Raw genomic sequence first — 21524 nt, forward strand, 5'->3', positions numbered from 1 at the left:
AAAGAATGCCCTCGAAGTATACTCCGAGGGCATTTTTTTCTTATATGATTACATCCGCTATGAGTTGTTACCACCAAAGCCATCACCGTACTCGTAGTACTGGTATAGATCATTGAAAGAAGGCATTGCGGCCAAGCCACCTGTTGCGGAAGGAGTAAGGCTAATTACCCGGGCAACAACGGCAGGTGTAATTTTTTGGTCATACATGGTTACTTTGTACAGAGGAGCAAGCTGTCCGCCTTTTTCACGGATGCATGCAAAGTACTTCGCATATTCAGCATCTGTAGTATTTGGTGAAAGGGTGTAGTCACCTTTTCTCCATGCACTGCCCCACATTTCTGCGGTTGAACCGACCAAAGCTCTGAAGCGGTAGAATTGGTTAGTGAATACCATTTTCTGTACAATTACGTAGCTATCACCCATTCCGTAAATTTCAGAACTCCATCGTTGGTACGGGTACATACCTTCAACTGGAATGTTCACCGTATCAGGCAAGACAGATACCGTCGTGGTACCAAGCATTGAATAGCCTGTTGGGACTACAGTTTTTGCATTACCGTACACTCGCATCGGCTCGCCAGCCTGAGTTTGAGCGCAGCCTGCAAGCACCATTAGTGCGATCACAATAAACAAGCAACGTGTTAATTTCATAGTATTCCTCACTAGAGTTATGTGAATATACTGTAAAACAAGAATAATACTTATAATACTTTGCCAAGGGACTCTGCTCTTTTCAGCATCCCAACAATAGCTGATAGCGAATCTATTGCCATAATATTTTCAAATAACATCATTCTTTATAACAAGTTACTACACTTCTAGCTTGTTCATTTTTTTATAAGCAGAAAGAAATAGTTTTCAACCGTCCAACAAGTGTTATTGTTTTTATATTTGATGTTGTTACATATTGTTATTCCATTATATCAAACACACAACAGTTCTTATTCCACTCACTCGCCATTATTTCTCGCACTACTCACCATTTTACAATAAGCTTTTCCTGCAAATAATCCGTTACTACATGAAATTACTGCACCATACAACATTGCAACGTAATATTGAAAGAAACTTGGAGCTGCACGCTTTCTTTTACTGATCGAAAAGCAACATCTCCCCTTATCGCTAAGTATCAAAGCAAAAAAGCGCGATATCTCTCCACAGTATTCTGTAAAGATATATCACGCTTTCAACGTATTATCTGGACGCTGCCGCCCGGAAATATATACTTTAGGTCATCAGCAATATGCAGCAGTGCGTATGCAACAGCACACAGCCACTACCCTTGCCTGTCCAAACAATTGGAAATAGAACTACCCGGTGTTGTTACCGATTTTTGGTAACCACGGTAACCTGATGACTTCTTCTTGCTTGCCATAAGTTGAGATTTTAATGAGGCGTGTAGCTTTTTAAGCTCATTTGTCAGCAAAACTTGAACATTCTGCATTTTCAAAAGCTTTTTACGCAATTCATCCTCAATATCGCTTGTTCGCATAGCCCACGCCTCAGAAATAAGACGCTCACGCTCCACAGCGGCCTCATCAGCAACATCCATGTCACCATTTTTCAAGGCTTCCAGTTCTCGCTCTCCAATCCGGAAAGCTTCATCAAGCAATGTAAGGCTGTTTGCCATACCTTTATTCCTCGCAAACATTCTCCAGCTTCCCACGCAGAATAGCGACTACGCTTTTCCAGCGGGAAACGGCTGTTGCAAAATCACCATCAAGAATCTCAGCAAGGGCATGCCAATCTTCTTTACTGGTAGACTCTCCCATACTTTCAAACTGAGCAGAAACTTCTTCAACCGTTTTTTCAAACAATTCTTCTTTTTCATGCACGTATTCATCACGAAGCACAGCAAGCATGCCCATAAAATCGTGCAGTACGTTCAACAACTCAGTAAATAACGCGAGAGCCTCAGCTTCCTGACCATTGCGGAACATACCGGCAATATGATGGGAGCTGTTTTCCATAAGAGAAACTACTTTATCAAGTTCTGCAACAATCCCGAGAGCAAATTCGTTCATAGGAACGCTTTTGATCTCAACACGCTTAAATGAACTGGTTTCTACCTGACCAGCCTGATTGGGATATTCTTCTTGAAACTGAGTCTCATCAACGAGCACATCAGTAACAATCCTATCCTCAAGCTCGTCTTCCATAACCTTGACGAGCAATTCCTCAAGGTTTGAAAAAGCGTTCACATTGTAATCTGCTGCATTACCGTCAATAACAATCATTATTGAGCCTCCTGATGCCTGATAAGGCGAAATTTTCCGTCACATTCAGCAATACAATTTCTATGCCACGCATATTGTAATAGAATTTACGAGCCCAATTTGTTTCTTTTCACCAGTCATCGCACCCACCATACTAACAACATAACTATCTAGTTTAAAAAACTTTTTTTTACATAAAGCAATTACATAGCCTTCTTCTTCCCCTACACCAGCTGTTCTTCATATTTTATACAACACCATGCAACTTGTACCTTTCAGTCAAGTTACTGACGTAACTCCTAGATAGTGTTTTGACATAAAAAAAGCGTACCCCAAGTAACAAAAATTTTACGCCGTTCCGTCTCATTATAAAGACCAAACTAACTATTGTATTGGGTAAGTTCACATAGCCCTAGATTCATCAAGCCTCATTGCTCCCATTTTATTCAAAGTTAAGACTGATAAAACATTTTTATCCTCACATCACGCTTCTGACTCACTTTGCCTTCAAAACTGGTGAGTATTTCTTCTAACTATAATTTTAACGTAACAACCATGAGGATTTACTTGCTTTCGCGTAACAAGATGCTTAAAGCCATTTGAAAGCTATTTTCATCGCATTCTATAAGCAATGTAACGGCTCCGGTACTGATAATACGAAAAAATGGAGCGCAAGTTCTGCTATTACCAGTTCCGCATCCAACCACATCTTACTGCGTGCACAAATCGCCCAACGTAAATAAAGGTTCAAAAAAATGGCGTTATTCACAAAAGAAGAAGCGCTGGAGTACCACAACGCTCCTCGCTGCGGTAAAGTTGAAGTTGTTCCAGTTAAACCATGCGGTTCACAAAAAGACCTCTCTCTTGCCTACTCTCCGGGTGTTGCAGAAGCATGTAAAGAAATTCATGCCGCTCCGGAAACTGCTGCTCTGTACACCAACCGCTCGAACCTTGTCGGCGTAATCACAGACGGCACCGCTGTGCTCGGTCTTGGCAATATCGGCCCATTAGCAGCAAAGCCTGTTATGGAAGGTAAAGGCGTTCTGTTTAAAACGTTCGCAGATATTGACGTGTTCGACATCAACCTCGACATCAAGGATGCAGACCAATTTATTGCCGCAGTAAAGGCAATGGAACCAACTTTCGGTGGTATCAACCTTGAGGACATCAAAGCTCCTGAGTGCTTCTATATTGAAGAAACACTCAAACGCGAGATGGATATCCCTGTATTCCACGATGACCAGCACGGCACCGCTGTTATCTCCGGAGCAGCGATCATTAATGCTTGTGAGATTACCAATCGCGACATTAAAAAACTCAAAGTTGTCGTTGTAGGTGCAGGTGCAGCAGGTATCGCATGCTCCAAGTTCTACGTTGAACTCGGTGTTAAACGTGAAAACATCTTTATGTTCGACTCCCGTGGTCTCATCCACACTGGTCGCGAAGGACTCAACAAGTACAAAGCTGAGTTTGCGCAGGACAAAGACTGCGGTTCGCTCGCAGAAGTCCTTAAAGGTGCAGACTGCTTCCTCGGTCTTTCCGCGAAGGACTTGCTCTCCAAAGATATGGTTGCTTCCATGGCAGACAATCCAATCATCTTTGCAATGGCAAACCCTGATCCGGAAATCCCATACCCTGATGCAAAAGAGGCGTCTCCTCACTGCATTATGGGCACAGGACGCTCTGACTTCCCGAACCAGATTAACAACGTTTCCGGCTTCCCGTACATCTTCCGTGGTGCGCTGGACACATGTGCTACCGAAATCAACGAAGCAATGAAAATTGCTGCTGCATCAGCCCTTGCTAAGCTTGCAAAAGAACCGGTACCGCAATCCATTTGCGAAGCATACGGCGTTGAGTCTCTGGAATTCGGCACAGATTACGTTATTCCTAAACCACTTGATCCACGCATTCTTGAGTGGGTCGTGCCAGAAGTTGCCAAAGCTGCAATGGAAACAGGTGTAGCACGTCTGAACATTGATGATTTTGATGCATACAAAAACGAACTCACAGCACGCTTAGAAGCTTCTCACAAACGCGTTAATGCTTTTGTAGCAAGCTATTATTCCAAGTAAGATTACGATCGCATCTGGACTCCGGACAGTTCCGGTCTTATATTATCAGATCGACAATAAAAGCGGCGCGTCATGCTCTGCATAACGCGCCACTTTTTGTATAAAAACTCATCAACTACCGGACATACCGGACAATCTGCTGTGGAGACAAACATGGATCTTCGATTCCAACAGGCACCAGCCGCTGAGTGGCAAGCAAACACTGTGCTTCTTTTCAACTTCAAAGAAGAGACAGTGACCGAAACCATCCCTAATCTAAGTGAAACCATCCCTTGGATTACTATTACCCCTGCCATTCAGGATGCAAAGGGCGAAAAGAATCAGGTAACAGTTGCATACGGTCACCCTTCTATCCCAATGCCACGTGCTATTATCGTCGGCCTTGGCGAACGTAACGACTTTACTCTTGAGGTATTCCGTGAAGCTGTTAAAACAGCAGCGCTCAAATGCAGAGAGCTCAAAGCAGACACCTGCGCCATCGCCGTTGAAGCGTTTGATTCCATTGATGAAGAAAACACGGTGCTTGTTGAAGAAGCTGTTGCTTCTTCAATTATTGCCTTGCATACCTACGATGCACTCAAAACCACACAGGAAGAACCGCCACATTCTCCTCGCTGGATGGCTCTGCTCTCCACAGAAGACAACTTCCCTGATGACATTCATGCAGCAGCGCGCCGCGGTGAAGCAGCAGCAGCAGGCGTTAACTACACCCGCGACCTCGTAAACGCACCTGCAAACATTGTCACACCTGCTGCTCTTGCTCAAAAAGCTGAAGAGCTCGGTAAAAAATACAATTTTAAACGTACCATCCTTAGCCGTAATGAAATCATCGAGGCAGGCATGGGCGCGTTTATGTCCGTTGCAGCAGGCTCCGATGCTGAACCAAAATTTATTGTTCTTGAACACGCCCCCAAAGGTACTGAAAACGACGACCCAATCGTGTTTGTCGGCAAAGGCGTTACCTTTGACACCGGCGGAATTTCCTTGAAACCATCCCTCGGCATGCATGAAATGAAATCAGACATGGGTGGCGCTGGCGCAGTATTCGGCCTGTTCGAAGCACTCGGCAATTCCGACATCGAACGCCGAGTTATCGGCATCACTCCATGTACCGACAACATGCCAAGCTCTACTGCTACCCATCCGGGCGATGTTGTCACCTCCCTTAACGGTAAGACCATCGAAGTAATCAACACAGATGCTGAAGGGCGACTCATTCTCGTTGATGCACTTACCTACGCGCAAAAAGAATACAAACCGGCAGCGCTTATCAACCTGGCAACTCTTACCGGCGCATGCGTTGTTGCTCTCGGTACCCACGCAGCAGCAGTGTTTGCAACAGACGAAGAGCTTTCCAAAAAAATTTCTGAGACTGGCGCGCATGTTGGTGACAAATATTGGCCTATGCCTCTGTGGGATTGCTACTTTGAAAGCCTTAAATCCGACGTTGCAGACATGAAAAACGTTGGCAACCGGGAAGGTGGTGCAGTCAATGCAGCACTCTTCCTCAAACAGTTCGTTGAAAAAGATGTTCGCTGGGCACATCTCGACATCGCAGGAACCGCGTTCAACAAAAAAGACGGTGCAACCGGCTTCGGTGTCCGCACAATGCTTGAAATTGTCCGCAAGGGAATTTAAACGGTCTCCTTTGCATGAATGCCAGTATTGGCATCCTAACAACCAGCAGACTCGTAAATAAGACTAAAAGGCTGCCCTACACAAAGGGCAGCCTTTTTATTTCTTCGTAACACCAATCGGGAACCAGCAACTATACTGCCTCCTGAAAAAGGGGTGTGATACCGTATTAGCAATCTTCACTGATAAAGGGATGTAAAGGTATGAACGTTGAAATAGATCACCTGACGCTTAATGTTGAAAGCCCTGACGCCTGCGTCACTTTTTACCACGAGGTCATTGGGCTGCTGCCGGAAAATTATGATGCATGGAAGCAAGGAAAAGCAAAATTTCCTTCTGTGCGAATTAATACGCATAATATGATACACTTTTTCCCGCCGGACATGTGGAAAGAGATGGGGTATCTGCTCTGCTCCCCGGGCAAAGGAAATCATGTATGTCTAGCCTTTGCAGAAAAAGAATGGACAGCACTCCTCCATCGCCTTGAGGAACGTGAAATAAAAATGAGAGGCCCCCTGACGCTGACAGGTGCTCGCGGGACGGGCACATCTATATTCATAAACGACCCTGAAGGATTTACTGTAGAATTAAAGACTTACGACCATGAGTAACACAAACTGATTTACATACGATTTTACCCTTTTTTTTATATTGACATGACGGCCAGATGCCCTCTAAAAACTCGCACACGTTTACTGTAAAATACGTGTGTACGTGCGCCTGCCATCCGGTTATAAAGCATGTACGTGTAGAGGTTACGGCAACTGGACTTTTAGTTGTTGCCGGTTGGTCACACCATTAATGGAGTATGTATGAGGTACGACAGTTGGCAAACAAGAACGCCCTCCAGCAGTGGAGTATTGATGACTCTGCTGAACTGTATGGCATCCGTAATTGGGGTGCCGGTTACTTTGACATTACTGAAAATGGCGACGTTGCCATCCACCCGTTTGGACGTGGCAGCAACGTAGCTGTCAGTATTCCAGAGGTTATTAGAGAACTCAAAGAGCGTGGCCTTGAGCTGCCTGTTCTCTTGCGTATTGAAAACATTCTTGATTCGCAAATATCCTCTCTTCACAATTCCTTTAGAGACGCCATCAAAAGTCTTGGCTACAAGGCTGAATACCGAGGCGTTTTCCCCATCAAAGTCAATCAGCAACAGCAGGTTCTCGAAGAGATAGCCAATTTTGGTTCTTCCTTCCATCACGGGTTTGAAGTTGGCAGTAAAGCAGAGCTTATCGCTGCGATCTCACAAATGCGTGACCATAAGGCATGCCTTGTCTGCAACGGATACAAAGATGAAGAATTCATCGATCTTGGACTCCACGCCATGCGCATGGGTTTCAACTGTATTTTCGTTATGGAAATGGGATGGGAACTGTCCACGTTGTTAGAACGTGCTGCATTGCTTGGTGTAGAGCCGCAAATCGGTGTACGCGTTAAGCTTTCAGCGAAAGGCGGCGGGCACTGGACTGCCTCCGGTGGAGAACGTTCTTCTTTCGGGCTTTCTATGTCGCAAATCACCGACATTGTTGACACCCTGAAAGAACAGAAGAAGCTGCACTGCTTGAAGCTGCTGCACTATCATCTTGGCTCACAGATTCCTAACATCCGCAGTATACGTACTGCTGTCCAGGAAGCTTCCCGCGTATATGCTGAGCTTGTTCAGGAAGGCGCACCAATGGGATACATTGACCTTGGTGGCGGATTGGCAGTCGACTACGACGGTTCACACACAAACTATGTCTCCAGCCGAAACTACAGCGTTAATGAATATGCCATGGACGTTGTAGAAGCGGTTATGACCACTCTCGACAAACAAGATATTCCGCATCCGCACATCATTACTGAATCCGGTCGTGCTGTGGTTGCATATTATTCCGTACTGCTTTTCAACATCCTTGATGTAAGCAAAATTGAAGACGGCCGTGTCCCGAAGGAAATTCCGGAAGACACCCCTGAAGCAATAGTAAACATGTACGAAGCATATAAGTCTCTCAACCTGCGCAACCTTCAGGAAGCATATAACGATGCACTCTTCTATCGAGACGAGGTGCGCCGTATGTTCCTGGACGGAAGAGTTAACCTGCGCCAACGAACATTAGCAGACAATCTCTTCTGGGCGATTACCAAAACCGTTGCCAAACTGAAAGACAAACTCAAAATAGTCCCTAAAGAGCTGGAAGAAATTGATACAGCTCTTGCAGATATATATTATGCTAACTTCAGCGTATTCCAGTCTCTTCCGGATGCGTGGGCAATTGACCAGCTGTTCCCGGTGATGCCACTGCATCGATTAAAAGAAGAGCCGTCTCGCAACGCCATTATTTCAGACATTACTTGTGACTCTGATGGCAAGCTGGACACCTTTATTGACCCGAAAGGCGAAAAACCACTGCTTGACCTGCACCCTATGCAAAACGGTGACGAGTACTACCTTGGTGCTTTTCTCGTAGGTGCATATCAAGAGACCCTTGGAGATCTGCACAATCTGTTCGGCGATACAAACGTCGTCAGCGTACGCGTATACGAAGACGGCAGCTACGAATTTGTGCGTGAGATTGAAGGTGACACAGTGGGTGAGTTGCTTGAATACGTTGAGTATGACCAACGCAGAATTATGGAAGATCTGCGCACTATGGCAGAACAGGCCGTGCGTGAAGGTCGTATCACCGCTGCGGAACGATTCGATCTTCTTCAGGCATTCTACGCCGGTCTACGCGGCTATACCTATTTCGAAAAATAATTTTTGCGGCTGGAACCTATCACAACATAGCAATTTCGAGGTAGGTTCTTCTCCCCGCACCATGCAAGGAGTACAACTATGTCTAAGGTGTTGATTATCGGCGCTGGTGGCGTCGGCGGCGTGTGTGTACACAAGTGCGCACAGGTTCCTGAAGTTTTTTCCGAAATCGTTCTTGCATCCAGAACCATTGAAAAATGTGATGCAATTGCCTCTTCCGTTAAAGAACGTACCGGCCGCGACATTGTTACTGACACGGTTGACGCAGACAATGTGCCTGAGCTTGTAGATCTCATCAACAAGCACAAGCCTGCTCTCGTTATCAACCTCGCACTCCCGTATCAGGATCTCACCATCATGGACGCATGCCTGGAAACCGGTGTGCACTACCTTGATACTGCGAACTACGAACCACTTGATGAAGCAAAATTCGAGTACAAATGGCAGTGGGAATATCAGGAGCGTTTCAAAGAGAAAGGCCTTATGGCACTCCTCGGTTCCGGCTTCGACCCGGGTGTGACAAACGTGTTCTGTGCACATGCAATGAAACATCATTTTGATGAAGTTCATCAACTTGATATTATTGATTGCAATGCCGGCGACCACGGTCACCCGTTCGCAACCAACTTCAATCCGGAAATCAACATCCGCGAAGTTACTGCAAATGGTCGTTACTGGGAACATGGCGAGTGGATTGAAACCGATCCTCTCAGCTTCTCCATGAACTACGACTTCCCTGAAGGCATCGGTCCTAAAAAATGTTTCCTTATGTACCACGAAGAGCTTGAGTCTCTCGTAAAACATTTGAAAGGCCTCAAACGTGCCCGTTTCTGGATGACATTCTCCGACCAGTACCTGAACCACCTTAAAGTGCTCGAAAACGTAGGCATGACTCGTATCGACACTGTTAAATACAATGGTCAGGACATTGTGCCTCTCCGATTCCTCAAAGAAGTTCTTCCGGAACCTGCAGGACTTGGCGAACGCACAAAAGGTCGTACCTGCATCGGTTGCCGTATCAAAGGTATGAAAGACGGCGAGCCTAAAGATTACTATATCTACAACATCTGCGACCATGAAGAAGCATTCAAAGAAGTGGCTTCTCAGGCTGTTTCCTACACCACCGGTGTACCAGCTATGATTGGCGCAATGCTTATGCTTACCGGCAAGTGGACTGGCGAAGGCGTCTTCAACATGGAAGAGCTTGACCCTGACCCATTCATGGAAAAACTCAACATTCACGGTCTCCCATGGACAGAAGTTACCTTCAAAAATTAAATCCGGAGCGCCTGCCTTCTCCATGCTTTGTTGTGGATGAAGCAAAGCTTGCGGATAACGCGGCAATTCTGGATTCCGTTCAGCAGCGTACAGGAGCAAAAATCCTCCTCGCGCTCAAAGGATTCGCCACATACAGCACCTTTCCGGTACTCAACGGCATCCTGCACGGAACCTGCGCCAGTTCACCGCACGAGGCGAGACTAGGACGTGAAGAATTCGGCGGCGAAGTGCACAGCTTCGCCGCTGCTTATTCAGATGATGATATGGCAGAAATTATCAAATACTCTGACCACATCGTTTTCAACTCTTTCGCACAGCTTCGCAAGTACCGCCCGCTCATTCAGGCAGCAGAACGTACCATCAAAATCGGCGTGCGCGTTAACCCGCAGCACTCCGAAGGTGCAACGCCCATTTATGACCCGTGTTCCCCCGGTTCACGTCTTGGTGTGCGCCTTGAAAACTTTGATGAAAACGACCTTGAAGGCGTATCCGGATTGCACTTCCACACCCTCTGTGAGCAAGACGCAGACGCACTTGACCGCACGCTGGAAGCTGTAGAAACGCAATTTGGACACCTTCTTCACGGCATGGAATGGCTTAACTTTGGTGGCGGACACCACATAACCCGTGAAGGGTACGATATAGACCGCCTGTGCGCCTGTATCGAGCGTGCAAAAAGCCGCTACAATGTTCAAGTGTATCTTGAACCGGGAGAAGCCGTAGCGCTGGATGCAGGAATCCTTGTGAGTACCGTGCTCGATATTATCAAAGCAGACATGGAGATAGCCATTCTCGACGCATCCGCAGCATGCCACATGCCGGATGTTCTCGAAATGCCATACCGTCCGTTTGTTATTGATTCCGGAGAGAGGGACGAAAAAGCCTACTCATACCGCTTTGCCGGTAAATCCTGTCTTGCCGGCGATGTTATCGGAGAATATTCCTTCAATGCCCCGCTTAACTCAGGAGACCGGCTTGCCTTCACAGATATGGCGATCTACTCCATGGTGAAAACAAACACCTTCAACGGATTGCAGCTGCCAGCAATCGCACGCTACAACCCAAATTCCGATGAACTGCATATAGTACGCGAATTCGGGTACAATGACTTTAAGTGTCGGTTGTCATAGTTTTTATTTTTTTCGTCCGGTGGAAACCTTTTGCAATAGGTTTCCACCGGCCCCCCTTCCAGAAGATTTTATTCGCAAGGGCAACTCTTTGCTTACGTAGCCTCACGGCTCCTCACAACCTCTCGCTCCTGAAGTCATACCGTATTGCCAACAAATTCATCACAACGTAGAATAAAAATATGAATAAATTTTTAGCATCAGAACTTGAAGAAACTACGCCGGAACAATGCCGATTTCAGGTTGTTCCGGTTCCTTTTGAAGCAACAGTTTCCTATGGTGGTGGCACAGCTGAAGGCCCTCGCGCTATTCTTGAAGCGTCCGATCAGCTTGAATTGTGGGACGGCGAATCCATTCCCGCAAATGAAGGCATCTACACCCATGAAGCAGTAGATTGTACAGGCCCTACTGAACAAGTTCTTGCCCGCATTGAAGCTGCCATATCCACTGCTGCAGAGTATGGGATGCCGGTTATGCTTGGCGGCGAACATTCTGTAACACTTGGCGCCTTGCGTGCATTGAAGAAAAAATACGGCACATTTGGTATCGTACAATTCGACGCCCATGCTGACCTGCGAAAAGCCTACGAAGGCAACCCGTACAGTCATGCCTCCGTTATGCACCGTGCCCTTGAACTGGAACTTCCTGTATTCCAACTCGGCGTGCGGGCCTTTTGTACAGAAGAAGTTGCGGTGCGCGCAAAACACAACATCCCGCATATTGATGCAAAAGAACTGGCACTCAACCCACTGCCGGACACCTTGCTCCCTGACGGTTTTCCAGAAAATATTTACATTACTTTTGATGTAGACGGACTTGACCCGTCCGTTATCCGCGCAACAGGAACTCCTGTTCCCGGTGGTATCCAATGGTGGCAGGCTATCACGTTACTTGAAAAAGCAGTGAAAGGGCGAAATGTCGTCGGCTGCGACGTGGTTGAACTTGCACCACAGGAAGGCGATCACGCATCAGACTTCGCGGCTGCACAACTCACCTATTCGATGCTGGGGATTATCCAACGATCTGCTAAATAAAATTACAGAGAGTGTACGGTACAGCTATCTTAACTCACAATAACGTAATGTTCATGGTTACAATATGAAACTTGCAATTATCTCTGACATACACAGCAACGTTTTTGCGCTACAGGCTGTTCTTGATGACATTTATGCTCGTGGTGCTGACCGTATTATAAACCTTGGAGATACGCTGTACGGACCGATGGAGCCAAAAGCGACTTACGATTTGCTTGCATACTGCGATATTATTTCAATATGCGGAAATCAGGATCGTATGCTGTATGAAATGCCTTCTAAAGACCTTGCAGAAAACGCTACATTTCAATTTGTATTGAACGATCTTGGCGAGACTCCCGTTGAATGGCTTAAAACACTGCCCTTTGACTGCCAGATAACCAATCAAATTTATGCCTGCCATGGTTCACCAACAAATGATGTAACTTACTTGCTGGAAGACATATCATGTGGAAAAACACAGATACGACAAGATGGTGAAATATTTCAGCTGCTCAACGGACAAATTTCATCTATTATTCTCTGTGGTCACACACATATCCCGCGAGTCGTAGAATTATCCTCCAGCCAGCTTATTGTGAACCCCGGAAGCGTGGGGCTACCAGCATATACAGACGATCAACCTGTTGTTCATTCCATGGAAACGCATTCTTCTCACGCATCGTATACAATGCTGGAAGCATCTTCCTCCGGCTGGGATATTCAACAATTGAAGATTGCATATGATGTCCAAAGTGCTGTTGTTGCAGCAAACGAACAAGGCCGCACTGACTGGGCACACTATCTTGCAACAGGTAGGGGAGATAAGATCTAATATTTCATAAAACAAAATAAAAAAGACGAAGCCACGTTTTGTAGCTTCGTCTTTTTCTTTTTAACAGTTGATAGCTCCAGCAGCCGGAGCCGCCAGTCTTATTTTATAATCTTTCAACAACCAAATTACCCATAGTGTTACAGCCTACAAGAGTTTCACCTTCAGACATGATGTCTCCGGTTCTGTAGCCTTCACGTAATACTTTCTGCACGGCTGCTTCAATTGCGTTTGCTTCTTTAACGAGATTGAAGGAATGACGCAGCATCATTGCCATGGAAAGAATTGAGGCAAGCGGGTTTGCTTTGTTTTGCCCTGCAATATCCGGAGCGGAGCCATGAATCGGCTCAAAAAGACCGGTGCCAGATTTGTTGAGGGATGCAGAAGGAAGCATGCCGATGGAACCGGTGATGACTGCTGCTTCATCAGACAAAATGTCGCCAAAAAGGTTGCCGGTCACGATAACATCAAACTGGTTCGGGTCGCGAACAAGCTGCATTGCTGCGTTATCAACGTACATGTGGCTAAGTTCAACTTCTGGATATTCAGTTGCAACTTCTTCCACTACGGCTCTCCACAGACGGGATACTTCAAGAACGTTTGCTTTATCTACAGAACACACGCGCTTGTCACGTTTCATAGCTGCTTCAAAAGCAATTCGGGCAATGCGGCGCACTTCATCTTCATTATACACCATTGTGTTATAACCATAACGCACGCCGTCCCGTTCTTCCTGCCCTTGTGGCTGACCAAAGTAAATACCACCAGTAAGTTCGCGCACTACCATTACGTCGATACCGTCTTTTACAATATCAGGGCGCAGGAAACATGCACTGGAAAGCTCTGGAAACAATTTGGCAGGACGCAAGTTAGCAAACAGACCAAGCTCTTTACGGATACCAAGCAATCCAGCTTCAGGACGAGTTGCACCATCCAGATTATCCCACTTAGGACCACCTACAGCCCCGAGAAATACGGCATCTGCCTTCTTACACGCTTCAACAGTTTCCTGCGGCAACGGGCTTCCTGTGGCGTCAATAGCACAACCGCCGATAAGCTCTTCGGTAAACGTTACCTTATGACCAAACTTGTCTGCAACTTTCTTTAAAACTTCTACTGCCTGCTTGGTGATTTCCGGCCCGATGCCGTCACCCGGCAATAACGCGATATTCATATCCATTGTCTTTCCCTCGATGAAAATTTTGTATGTAGCTTTATGGGTTACGCTCCACTTCCTTGCAGTGATGAGGAGCAGCTTGCCTCTTATTTACTGTTCAATTTTTCCCTTACGTACGGAATGAGTCCGCCGTTATCGACAAAATCACGCATAAACTGCGGAAGCGGCGGGAAATTAATAACTTTTTCAGTTGTCACGTTGGTCACGGTGCCAGCTTCGATATCTACAGCAACTTCATGACCATCCTCGATGTACTTGACGTCATCACCGATTTCGATAAGCAACAAACCCATATTAAAACTGTTACGGTAGAAAATTCGAGCAAATGAATGCGCAACAACTACCGGCATTCCCGCACCGAGGATAGAAATAGGTGCGTGTTCACGTGAGGAACCACAACCGAAGTTTTCACCGGCAACCATGATGTCGCCTTCTTTAACACGCTTTACCCAGCCCTCTTCGAGGCCTTCCATGCAGTTAGCGCCAAGTTCTTTTTCATCAGTCGTTACCAAAAAACGCGCTGGAATAATGGCATCAGTATCTATGTGATCGCCCACTTTGTGAGCTGTACCTTGTAAGGTCATGGTCATTTCTCCCAAAAAGAATCAAATCGTTTGTGATTGAAACTAAAATTACATCGTTTACTCGATGCACCTCTATAATTTCAAACACCACTTACCTATTCGCGGTCAGGGGGGCGTTCCCTATGCGTGTGCAGAGCAGAAGCCCGTCCGATGACCAAAGCGTCAGAGACCCGCTACAACGCTACACTTTGCGTGGGTCTGCGATCTCACCTGCTAATGCACTTGCCGCAGCTACGGAAGGGCTTGAGAGGTAGACTTCTGACTCAAGGCTGCCCATGCGTCCTTTAAAGTTACGGTTCGTTGTAGCTACTGCCACTTCACCGTCAGCAAGGATACCCATGTGACCACCGAGACATGGTCCACAGGTTGCAGGGCCTACGATACAGCCTGAATCCATAAAGGTTTCGATGAGACCTTCACGCAATGCCTGTTTCCAGATATTCGGTGTTGCCGGAAGAACAATGGTACGTGTATGTGAAGCGACTTTGCGTCCTTTGAGTACGGCAGCGGCTTCACGAAGATCACTGATACGACCGTTGGTACAAGAGCCGATAACGACCTGATCAACCTTTTTAGGTTCGACATTTTCGACTGGATGCACGTTATCCGGCAAATGCGGACATGCAACCATCGGTGACATGTTTGATACGTCGAAGATAAGAACACGTTCATATTCTGCGCCTTCATCCGGTGAAAGAGCTTCATCGTGACGACCGCGTGCGGCTGTGTATTCGAGTGTTTTCGCATCCGCAGAGAAGAGACCGCATTTACCGCCGGCTTCAATAGCCATGTTAGCTATAGTCATACGGCCTTCCACATCGAGAGCATCAATTGTGGAACCACCGAATTCCAGAGCCTTATAAAGTGCACCGGACACGCCGATTTCACCGATGAGACGCAGAATAAGGTCTTTTGCGCCTACGAACTCAGGAAGTTCGCCATTGAAAACTGCACGGATTGTTGGCGGAACTTTGAACCATGTAGAACCAAGTGCCATACCGCCTGCTACATCTGTTGAGCCAAGGCCTGTTGCGAAAGCTCCAAGACCACCATAGGTACAAGTATGAGAGTCCGCGCCGATTACAATGTCACCGGGGCCAACGAGTCCAAGCTCAGGCAAGAGAGCGTGTTCAACACCACAATTACCACCTTCGTAGTAATGGGTAATATTTTGTTCCTGCGCGAATTCACGGGTATTTTTGACCTGAATTGCGGATGCGATATCTTTTTGGGGAGTAAAGTGGTCCATAACAAGTGCCACTTTGTCTTTATCAAACACAGACTTTGCACCCATTGCCTTAAACGACTTAATCGCGAGCGGTGCGGTAATATCATTTGCAAGAACCAAGGAAACATCACACTGAACGATCTGTCCGGTTCCTTCGATTTTTTGGTCTGTGTGTCTCTGTAAGATTTTTTGTGCGAGTGTATACGCCATGACTGTTAACCCTCCGAGTTCATTTTATCGAGTCTATTTAAAGCGTTCAGGAATGCTCTTGCGCTAGCGGCAATGATGTCAGGATCGGATCCACGTCCAACTGTGCTGTATCCATTCTCTTCAAGGCGTACGGTTACTTCGCCCTGAGCATCTCCACCACTGGTTATGGCGTTCACACTGTATCGATTGAGCTTTGGTGCACGCCCAACGATCTGAGAAATGGTTTTAAATACTGCATCAATCGGACCTGTGCCGAACGTAGTGTGCTCTCTGCGAATGCCGTTAATTTCCATTACAACAGCAGCGCTTGGTGGCACGCCCACATCACTTGACTGAACGGAGAGATGTACCAGTCTGTATTTATCCGGGATACGGTAGACTTCCTCAAGGATAATTGCCTCAATGTCTGCGTCGTAAACCTTCTCTTTTTTATCTGCGAGGCGTTTTACTGCCTCGAAAACAATCTGTAATTCGTTATCTTCCAACGGATAACCAAGCTCGGTTGTTTTTCCTTTAATGGCGTTACGACCGGAATGTTTACCGAGGATGAGATCTGTTTTTTCACGGCCTACGGACTCAGGGGTCATGATCTCGTAGGTTTCGCGGTTCTTGAGCATGCCGTCCTGATGGATACCGGACTCATGCGCAAATGCGTTTGCGCCGACAATTGCTTTATTGGCAGGAATCGGCTGACCGATGATCATTGAAAGTAAGCGGCATGTCGGGAACAACTGCTCAGACTTCACGTTAGTTTCAATGCCGTAGTAATCACCACGAGTACGCAACGCCATTATGAGCTCTTCAAGAGCTGCGTTACCGGCTCGTTCTCCGATACCGGAGATAGTCACCTCTGCCTGCCTTGCACCTGCATTAATTGCAGCAAGGGTGTTTGCCACACCAAGACCGAGGTCGTTATGGCAATGCACACTAAAAATAGCCTTATGGCTGTTGCTAGTGTGCTCAATTACGTGGCGAACCATATCTCCGAATTCCTGAGGTTGTGCATACCCCACAGTATCAGGAATGTTGATGGTGGTTGCGCCTGCATTAATTGCTGTTTCTGCTACTTTTGCAAGGAAATCCCAATCGGAGCGGGATGCATCTTCCGCAGAAAATTCAATATTAGAGGTATACTTAGCTGCATGCCTTACAGCCGCTTCTGTCATTTCCAAAACCTGTTCCGGTGTTTTACGAAGCTTGTACTCCATATGTACCGGACTGGTTGCTAAAAACGTATGGATTCGTGGATGCTTTGCGTCTTTAATTGCATCCCAGCATCTATCAATATCCGCCGCCATCGCTCGGCACAACCCAGCAACCTGTGTATGCTTAACGGTCTGTGCAATCTTGCGTACTGCTTCAAAATCCCCTTGGCTTGCAGCAGGAAATCCTGCTTCCATAATATCGACACCCAAATTCTCAAGTTCACGCGCGAGACGAATTTTTTCGTTCTGGTTCATTGTTGCGCCGGGAGACTGCTCTCCATCTCTCAAAGTGGTATCGAAAATGTATAAGCGATCGGACATTGTATTCTCCTGTGGAGTTATTTTTTAAAGCTAATCATAAATTATATTCACATAAACCTCACTTAGTTCTCAGATAGGATACATAGTAGTGGGCCATAAGGACGGTATTCAATCTCTGATCGGCTCATTTGCTTTGTGACGTATGCTGAATGCATAATTTTCACTCCTTTTAATAACATAATTGTTAAGTTTTATTCTGCTTATAAAAAAAGCTCCGGTTCCTTCTGTGTAGAAGAAACCGGAGCTTTGGTTTGCTTGTACTTTAAGAGTAAAGGCTGTGGGCGGTGTGTTACTCGCCGTGCCTTTCCTCCGTGTTAGCTCTCGGAAAGGTCACCCAGTAACTTTGTGGACCTGCGTGATAGAAATAGGAATGTATACACAGGTCCGCTAATAATATAGCCGCCAATAATAATGAAGCCTAGTAGCTTCGGCTCGCTAATAATTAGGGTAAAGATAAGGATAGCAGAAACGAGAGTGCTGAATGGACGAGCTTTTACGAAACCGTACTCTTTAAAGGAGAAGTAACGTACACGGCTGACCATTGAAAATGCTGCAACAAAAGTAAGACCCAGCGCAATCGCAGGGATAATACCAGAAAGTTCAGCAGGAATGTACTGGACAAAGAATACGAAGGCTGCAAGTGCACAGCCGCCGGCAGGTGAAGGAAGTCCGATAAAGAACTTCTTAGGAACCACTGCAGTGGATATGTTGAAACGTGCCAACCTGAGAGCAGCACATGCTGCGAACAAAAATGCGACAGCAATGCCAAGACGGTTGAACTGGTGAAGGTACATTGAGTACATCATAAAGGCTGGTACGAGACCAAACGCTACGAGATCACACAAGGAGTCGAACTGTACTCCAAATTCACTAGCAGTACCTGTAAGGCGTGCAACCTTGCCATCCAACCCATCCATAAGAGCGGAGAATAAAATAGCGGTAGCACACATCTCAAATTTGCCCGCAGATGCCCATATCAACCCCATAAAACCTGCAAAGAGGCTTGCTGTGGTAAAAAGGTTAGGCAAAATGTAGATTCCCTTACGGGCTTTTGTTTGATCCATGTCTATGTGCTTCCTTATTAAAATCAAAAACTGCTGATGAAAGTCTTCAGTTCAAAATATTACTTTTCACTTTTGCAGGCAATTACAGTTTCACCTGCAAAGACCTGTTCACCGACATCAACGGAAGGAGCATATCCCTCTGGCAAGTAAAGGTCAACCCGAGAACCGAACTTGATCATTCCGTAACGTTCTCCACGAGTTAAAGCCTCATCAACGCCCACACGGCACACAATTCTGCGAGCTATAAGGCCAGCGATCTGTACCATTGTCCAACGACTGCCGTCAGTATGTTCAAGGTCGTATGCACAACGTTCGTTATCCGTTGAAGCCTTGTCCCACGCAGCATTTAAGTACTTTCCTGAAAAATATTTAATACCGCGAACAGTGCTTTCAATCGGAGAGCGATTCACATGCACGCTGAAAACATTCATAAAAATACAAATGCACATACGGCGCTCACCAGTGAACGGATCTTCCATTGGAGTAATCTTTATAACTTTACCGTCAGCAGGACTTACAGCAAGACCTTCACCTGTTGGTGTAACACGTTCCGGATCGCGGAAAAAATGCAGACTGAACCAGAAAAGAATAAAGAACACAGTAGAGAGTATCCAACATCCCATAATGGCAAATGCAAGAGTACCAAGACCGGTCAGCACGAGGGAAGGAATACCTTCCGGGGTAAGGCCGCTTGTTGCTTTTCTCATAATATATATGCCGGAACAAAACATTCCGGACTTGCTTGTTTGTTGAAAATCAGCGGGCACGATATGCAATTTTTTTTCATAACGCAACGTTTGCAGAGTGTGACACTCTCATCCGCCGTCTTTCACAAGTGCTGCTATCCTGCTGGAAAAATGAGATTAGGAAATAATGCCTGAAGACGATCCAAGACCTTCCCATGGTCATCATACAGCAAAGTCTGCATCCCGACCTCATCTGCACGCAATAAATTAGAAGGGTTATCATCCACAAATAAAGAGCATTCGGGTGTCACATCCATGGCGCGCATTGCATGAAAAAAATAATCGTGTGAACGTTTTGAAATACCTTCACGGTATGAGTTAAATACACGATCAAAATGGGAGTAGATGGAATGTTCAAAGTCAAGTTCTTCAAGCCAGTTAGTGTGGTCGCTTAAAATCGCAGTCTTCACACCACTCGCACGAATAATATCCACTACTTCAAGCATCCATAACCGGACAGCAAATCCTGTTAAGACCTCAAGATGCAACAGCTCGCTCTGCTCAACCAGCCCTGTTTTTTTGCGTACTTCTTCCCAGAATTCCGCTTCACTCACTTTACCGGTCGCATAACCGCCCTCGTAACATATTTCTGTTACTACAGACTGAAATTCATCCTGATCAAAACCGTTACGTGCAGCTATCTTGCGTACCCCGTCAATAAAACCTTCATCGGCAAGCACGCCGCTAAAGTCAAAAAATACAACTTCTATGGGGTGTGACTGTTCAGTACTCATAGAGAAACTCCCAATGTAGCTAAGAACCATTTCGTAATTTTATATTTGCATAGCAAACACAACTGAGCCACTCTGAATATGTATTATCAGCCATAATATTATACCTCAGAGAGGAAAGAGCAACATGCAAACCACAAAAAAAATTCGCATTGGTATTTCTTCCTGTCTACTTGGCAACCCTGTCCGCTTTGATGGTGGCCATAAAAAAGATCAATGGCTTGTAAACACGCTCGGCGAATACGTTGACTACGTACCAGTGTGTCCAGAAGTTGAAATGGGACTTCCAATCCCCCGCGAAGCTCTACGACTTGTTGGAAATCCCGATAATCCGCGACTCGTTACAAATAAAACATATCAGGATTACACAACACAGATGAAAGAATTCTCTGCACGCCGGACAAAAGAACTGGAACAAGAAAACCTGTGCGGCTTCGTTTTCAAACGCTCGTCTCCTTCCAGCGGCATGGAACGTGTGAAAGTTTACAAAGATGTCCCTCCGGAAGACGCCAAAAAGTCCGGCCCGCCAAGTTTAAACGGTATTGGCGTCTTTGCTCGAACTTTTATGAAACACTTTCCGCTGCTGCCAGTCGAAGAAGAAGGTCGACTCGGTGACGCAAATTTGCGTGAGAATTTTATTGAACGAATTTTTGTCATGCAGCGCTGGAGAGCAATGCTTGAGCAACCCTTCTCCCTGCGAAATCTAGTAGAATTTCACACCAACCATAAGCTACTGATAATGTCCCATAGTATCACTCATTACCGATCTATGGGAAAACTGGTGGCCCACGCAAAACAAATCGAACCTCAGGACCTGCTCCAGCAATATCAAACTGAATTACTGACAGCACTAAAACTAAAGGCAACTGTTAAAAAGCATACTAATGTCTTACAACATATTGCCGGATACTTTAAGAACGATCTCTCTTCTGATGAAAAGAAAGAACTTCAAGAAATTATCGAACAATACCACAGCGAACTTGTACCACTAATCGTTCCGCTTACCCTTTGTAACCATTATGTGCGTAAATACGACAAACAATACCTGAGCTCACAATGGTATCTCAACCCGCATCCTGTTGAATTAAAACTTCGGAACCACGTTTAAATATTGCTACGTCCCGTTAGTATAACGAAGCAACTCCTGTTACAGTGGCTTTTTCGCTCAATTCTAACAGTACTTTTAATTATATATTGCAACTAGTACTATAAATTGAATTAATTTTTTACTGTCTAAATGTACAAACATTACAATTTATTGGTCATACTCTTTATAGTTTTATAACCAAAACCCCTTTGAATAACAGAAGAAATAACCATCACCCCCTTGTCACTATTA

19 protein-coding genes are annotated in these 21524 nt (G+C 45.8%); 9 read left to right on the plus strand and 10 right to left on the minus strand.

Annotated features, from left to right (window positions below; genetic code table 11):
* Positions 1–57: 57 nt before the first annotated feature.
* The 3 genes from F461_RS0109010 to F461_RS0109020 form a co-directional block, all read right to left on the minus strand.
* Positions 58–651 carry a hypothetical protein gene (locus F461_RS0109010; RefSeq protein WP_020000830.1) on the minus strand — a complete coding sequence of 198 codons (594 nt, stop codon included), beginning with the start codon at positions 649–651 and terminating at the stop codon, positions 58–60.
* A gap of 625 nt (positions 652–1276) precedes the next feature.
* Positions 1277–1630 (minus strand): hypothetical protein, encoded by a 354-nt coding sequence (locus tag F461_RS0109015; RefSeq protein ID WP_020000831.1) that lies wholly within the window; start codon positions 1628–1630, stop codon positions 1277–1279.
* Between the two features lie 4 nt (positions 1631–1634).
* Positions 1635–2237: a DUF8043 domain-containing protein gene (locus F461_RS0109020; protein ID WP_020000832.1), complete on the minus strand. Its 603-nt coding sequence runs from the start codon at positions 2235–2237 to the stop codon at positions 1635–1637.
* 734 nt (positions 2238–2971) lie between these two features.
* Between F461_RS0109020 and F461_RS0109025 the strand changes: the two genes are divergently transcribed.
* The 8 genes from F461_RS0109025 to F461_RS0109060 all read left to right on the plus strand — a co-directional run bounded on the left by F461_RS0109025 (position 2972) and on the right by F461_RS0109060 (position 12922).
* Complete coding sequence (locus tag F461_RS0109025) at positions 2972–4291, plus strand: malic enzyme-like NAD(P)-binding protein (RefSeq protein ID WP_020000833.1); 1320 nt, start codon at positions 2972–2974, stop codon at positions 4289–4291.
* A gap of 153 nt (positions 4292–4444) precedes the next feature.
* Positions 4445–5929 carry a leucyl aminopeptidase gene (locus F461_RS0109030; RefSeq protein ID WP_020000834.1) on the plus strand — a complete coding sequence of 495 codons (1485 nt, stop codon included), beginning with the start codon at positions 4445–4447 and terminating at the stop codon, positions 5927–5929.
* Between the two features lie 200 nt (positions 5930–6129).
* Positions 6130–6537: a VOC family protein gene (locus F461_RS0109035; protein WP_020000835.1), complete on the plus strand. Its 408-nt coding sequence runs from the start codon at positions 6130–6132 to the stop codon at positions 6535–6537.
* 197 nt (positions 6538–6734) lie between these two features.
* On the plus strand, positions 6735–8672 hold the full coding sequence (gene speA, locus F461_RS0109040) for a biosynthetic arginine decarboxylase (RefSeq protein ID WP_020000836.1): 1938 nt from the start codon (positions 6735–6737) through the stop codon (positions 8670–8672).
* Between the two features lie 78 nt (positions 8673–8750).
* Positions 8751–9947, plus strand: coding sequence for a saccharopine dehydrogenase family protein (locus F461_RS0109045; protein ID WP_020000837.1), 1197 nt, complete (start codon positions 8751–8753; stop codon positions 9945–9947).
* On the plus strand, positions 9920–11077 hold the full coding sequence (gene nspC, locus F461_RS0109050; RefSeq protein ID WP_020000838.1) for a carboxynorspermidine decarboxylase: 1158 nt from the start codon (positions 9920–9922) through the stop codon (positions 11075–11077). Before F461_RS0109045 ends, nspC begins: the two co-directional genes overlap by 28 nt.
* Before the next feature lie 179 nt (positions 11078–11256).
* On the plus strand, positions 11257–12108 hold the full coding sequence (gene speB, locus F461_RS0109055; RefSeq protein WP_020000839.1) for an agmatinase: 852 nt from the start codon (positions 11257–11259) through the stop codon (positions 12106–12108).
* 64 nt (positions 12109–12172) lie between these two features.
* Positions 12173–12922 carry a metallophosphoesterase family protein gene (locus tag F461_RS0109060; protein WP_020000840.1) on the plus strand — a complete coding sequence of 250 codons (750 nt, stop codon included), beginning with the start codon at positions 12173–12175 and terminating at the stop codon, positions 12920–12922.
* A 103-nt stretch (positions 12923–13025) separates the two neighbouring features.
* Here F461_RS0109060 and leuB read toward each other — a convergent pair whose 3' ends face one another.
* The 7 genes from leuB to F461_RS0109095 all read right to left on the minus strand — a co-directional run bounded on the left by leuB (position 13026) and on the right by F461_RS0109095 (position 20188).
* Positions 13026–14099, minus strand: coding sequence for a 3-isopropylmalate dehydrogenase (gene leuB / locus F461_RS0109065; protein WP_020000841.1), 1074 nt, complete (start codon positions 14097–14099; stop codon positions 13026–13028).
* A gap of 83 nt (positions 14100–14182) precedes the next feature.
* Positions 14183–14680, minus strand: a complete 498-nt coding sequence (locus F461_RS0109070) for a 3-isopropylmalate dehydratase small subunit (RefSeq protein ID WP_020000842.1) — start codon at positions 14678–14680, stop codon at positions 14183–14185.
* A gap of 181 nt (positions 14681–14861) precedes the next feature.
* Complete coding sequence (gene leuC, locus F461_RS0109075; protein WP_020000843.1) at positions 14862–16118, minus strand: 3-isopropylmalate dehydratase large subunit; 1257 nt, start codon at positions 16116–16118, stop codon at positions 14862–14864.
* Between the two features lie 5 nt (positions 16119–16123).
* Positions 16124–17644, minus strand: a complete 1521-nt coding sequence (locus F461_RS0109080; protein ID WP_020000844.1) for a 2-isopropylmalate synthase — start codon at positions 17642–17644, stop codon at positions 16124–16126.
* A 314-nt stretch (positions 17645–17958) separates the two neighbouring features.
* Positions 17959–18708 (minus strand): CDP-diacylglycerol--serine O-phosphatidyltransferase, encoded by a 750-nt coding sequence (gene pssA, locus F461_RS0109085; protein ID WP_020000845.1) that lies wholly within the window; start codon positions 18706–18708, stop codon positions 17959–17961.
* A 59-nt stretch (positions 18709–18767) separates the two neighbouring features.
* A complete protein-coding gene (locus F461_RS0109090; RefSeq protein WP_026364709.1) occupies positions 18768–19415 on the minus strand; it encodes a phosphatidylserine decarboxylase family protein in 648 nt (215 codons plus the stop codon).
* A gap of 134 nt (positions 19416–19549) precedes the next feature.
* Entirely contained in the window at positions 19550–20188 is a 639-nt protein-coding gene (locus F461_RS0109095) for an HAD family hydrolase (RefSeq protein ID WP_020000847.1), read from the minus strand.
* 124 nt (positions 20189–20312) lie between these two features.
* Here F461_RS0109095 and F461_RS0109100 point away from each other — a divergent pair, with 124 nt between their 5' ends.
* Positions 20313–21293 (plus strand): YbgA family protein, encoded by a 981-nt coding sequence (locus F461_RS0109100; RefSeq protein ID WP_020000848.1) that lies wholly within the window; start codon positions 20313–20315, stop codon positions 21291–21293.
* Positions 21294–21524 lie beyond the last annotated feature (231 nt).

Origin of the sequence: Halodesulfovibrio aestuarii DSM 17919 = ATCC 29578 (assembly GCF_000384815.1) — a bacterium.
Classification (GTDB): Bacteria; Desulfobacterota; Desulfovibrionia; order Desulfovibrionales; family Desulfovibrionaceae; genus Halodesulfovibrio; species Halodesulfovibrio aestuarii.

What these genes read in the sequence shown, in the direction of transcription:
- leuC (WP_020000843.1), bottom strand. Translation starts at nt 16,118, where the DNA reads ATGGCGTATACACTCGCACAAAAAATCTTACAGAGACACACAGACCAA.
- F461_RS0109010 (WP_020000830.1), bottom strand. Translation starts at nt 651, where the DNA reads ATGAAATTAACACGTTGCTTGTTTATTGTGATCGCACTAATGGTGCTT.
- F461_RS0109080 (WP_020000844.1), bottom strand. Translation starts at nt 17,644, where the DNA reads ATGTCCGATCGCTTATACATTTTCGATACCACTTTGAGAGATGGAGAG.
- F461_RS0109025 (WP_020000833.1), top strand. Translation starts at nt 2,972, where the DNA reads ATGGCGTTATTCACAAAAGAAGAAGCGCTGGAGTACCACAACGCTCCT.
- nspC (WP_020000838.1), top strand. Translation starts at nt 9,920, where the DNA reads ATGGACAGAAGTTACCTTCAAAAATTAAATCCGGAGCGCCTGCCTTCT.
- pssA (WP_020000845.1), bottom strand. Translation starts at nt 18,708, where the DNA reads ATGGATCAAACAAAAGCCCGTAAGGGAATCTACATTTTGCCTAACCTT.
- speB (WP_020000839.1), top strand. Translation starts at nt 11,257, where the DNA reads ATGAATAAATTTTTAGCATCAGAACTTGAAGAAACTACGCCGGAACAA.
- speA (WP_020000836.1), top strand. Translation starts at nt 6,735, where the DNA reads ATGTATGAGGTACGACAGTTGGCAAACAAGAACGCCCTCCAGCAGTGG.
- F461_RS0109095 (WP_020000847.1), bottom strand. Translation starts at nt 20,188, where the DNA reads ATGAGTACTGAACAGTCACACCCCATAGAAGTTGTATTTTTTGACTTT.
- F461_RS0109020 (WP_020000832.1), bottom strand. Translation starts at nt 2,237, where the DNA reads ATGATTGTTATTGACGGTAATGCAGCAGATTACAATGTGAACGCTTTT.
- F461_RS0109015 (WP_020000831.1), bottom strand. Translation starts at nt 1,630, where the DNA reads ATGGCAAACAGCCTTACATTGCTTGATGAAGCTTTCCGGATTGGAGAG.
- F461_RS0109045 (WP_020000837.1), top strand. Translation starts at nt 8,751, where the DNA reads ATGTCTAAGGTGTTGATTATCGGCGCTGGTGGCGTCGGCGGCGTGTGT.
- F461_RS0109035 (WP_020000835.1), top strand. Translation starts at nt 6,130, where the DNA reads ATGAACGTTGAAATAGATCACCTGACGCTTAATGTTGAAAGCCCTGAC.
- F461_RS0109100 (WP_020000848.1), top strand. Translation starts at nt 20,313, where the DNA reads ATGCAAACCACAAAAAAAATTCGCATTGGTATTTCTTCCTGTCTACTT.
- F461_RS0109090 (WP_026364709.1), bottom strand. Translation starts at nt 19,415, where the DNA reads ATGAGAAAAGCAACAAGCGGCCTTACCCCGGAAGGTATTCCTTCCCTC.
- F461_RS0109030 (WP_020000834.1), top strand. Translation starts at nt 4,445, where the DNA reads ATGGATCTTCGATTCCAACAGGCACCAGCCGCTGAGTGGCAAGCAAAC.
- F461_RS0109070 (WP_020000842.1), bottom strand. Translation starts at nt 14,680, where the DNA reads ATGACCTTACAAGGTACAGCTCACAAAGTGGGCGATCACATAGATACT.
- leuB (WP_020000841.1), bottom strand. Translation starts at nt 14,099, where the DNA reads ATGGATATGAATATCGCGTTATTGCCGGGTGACGGCATCGGGCCGGAA.
- F461_RS0109060 (WP_020000840.1), top strand. Translation starts at nt 12,173, where the DNA reads ATGAAACTTGCAATTATCTCTGACATACACAGCAACGTTTTTGCGCTA.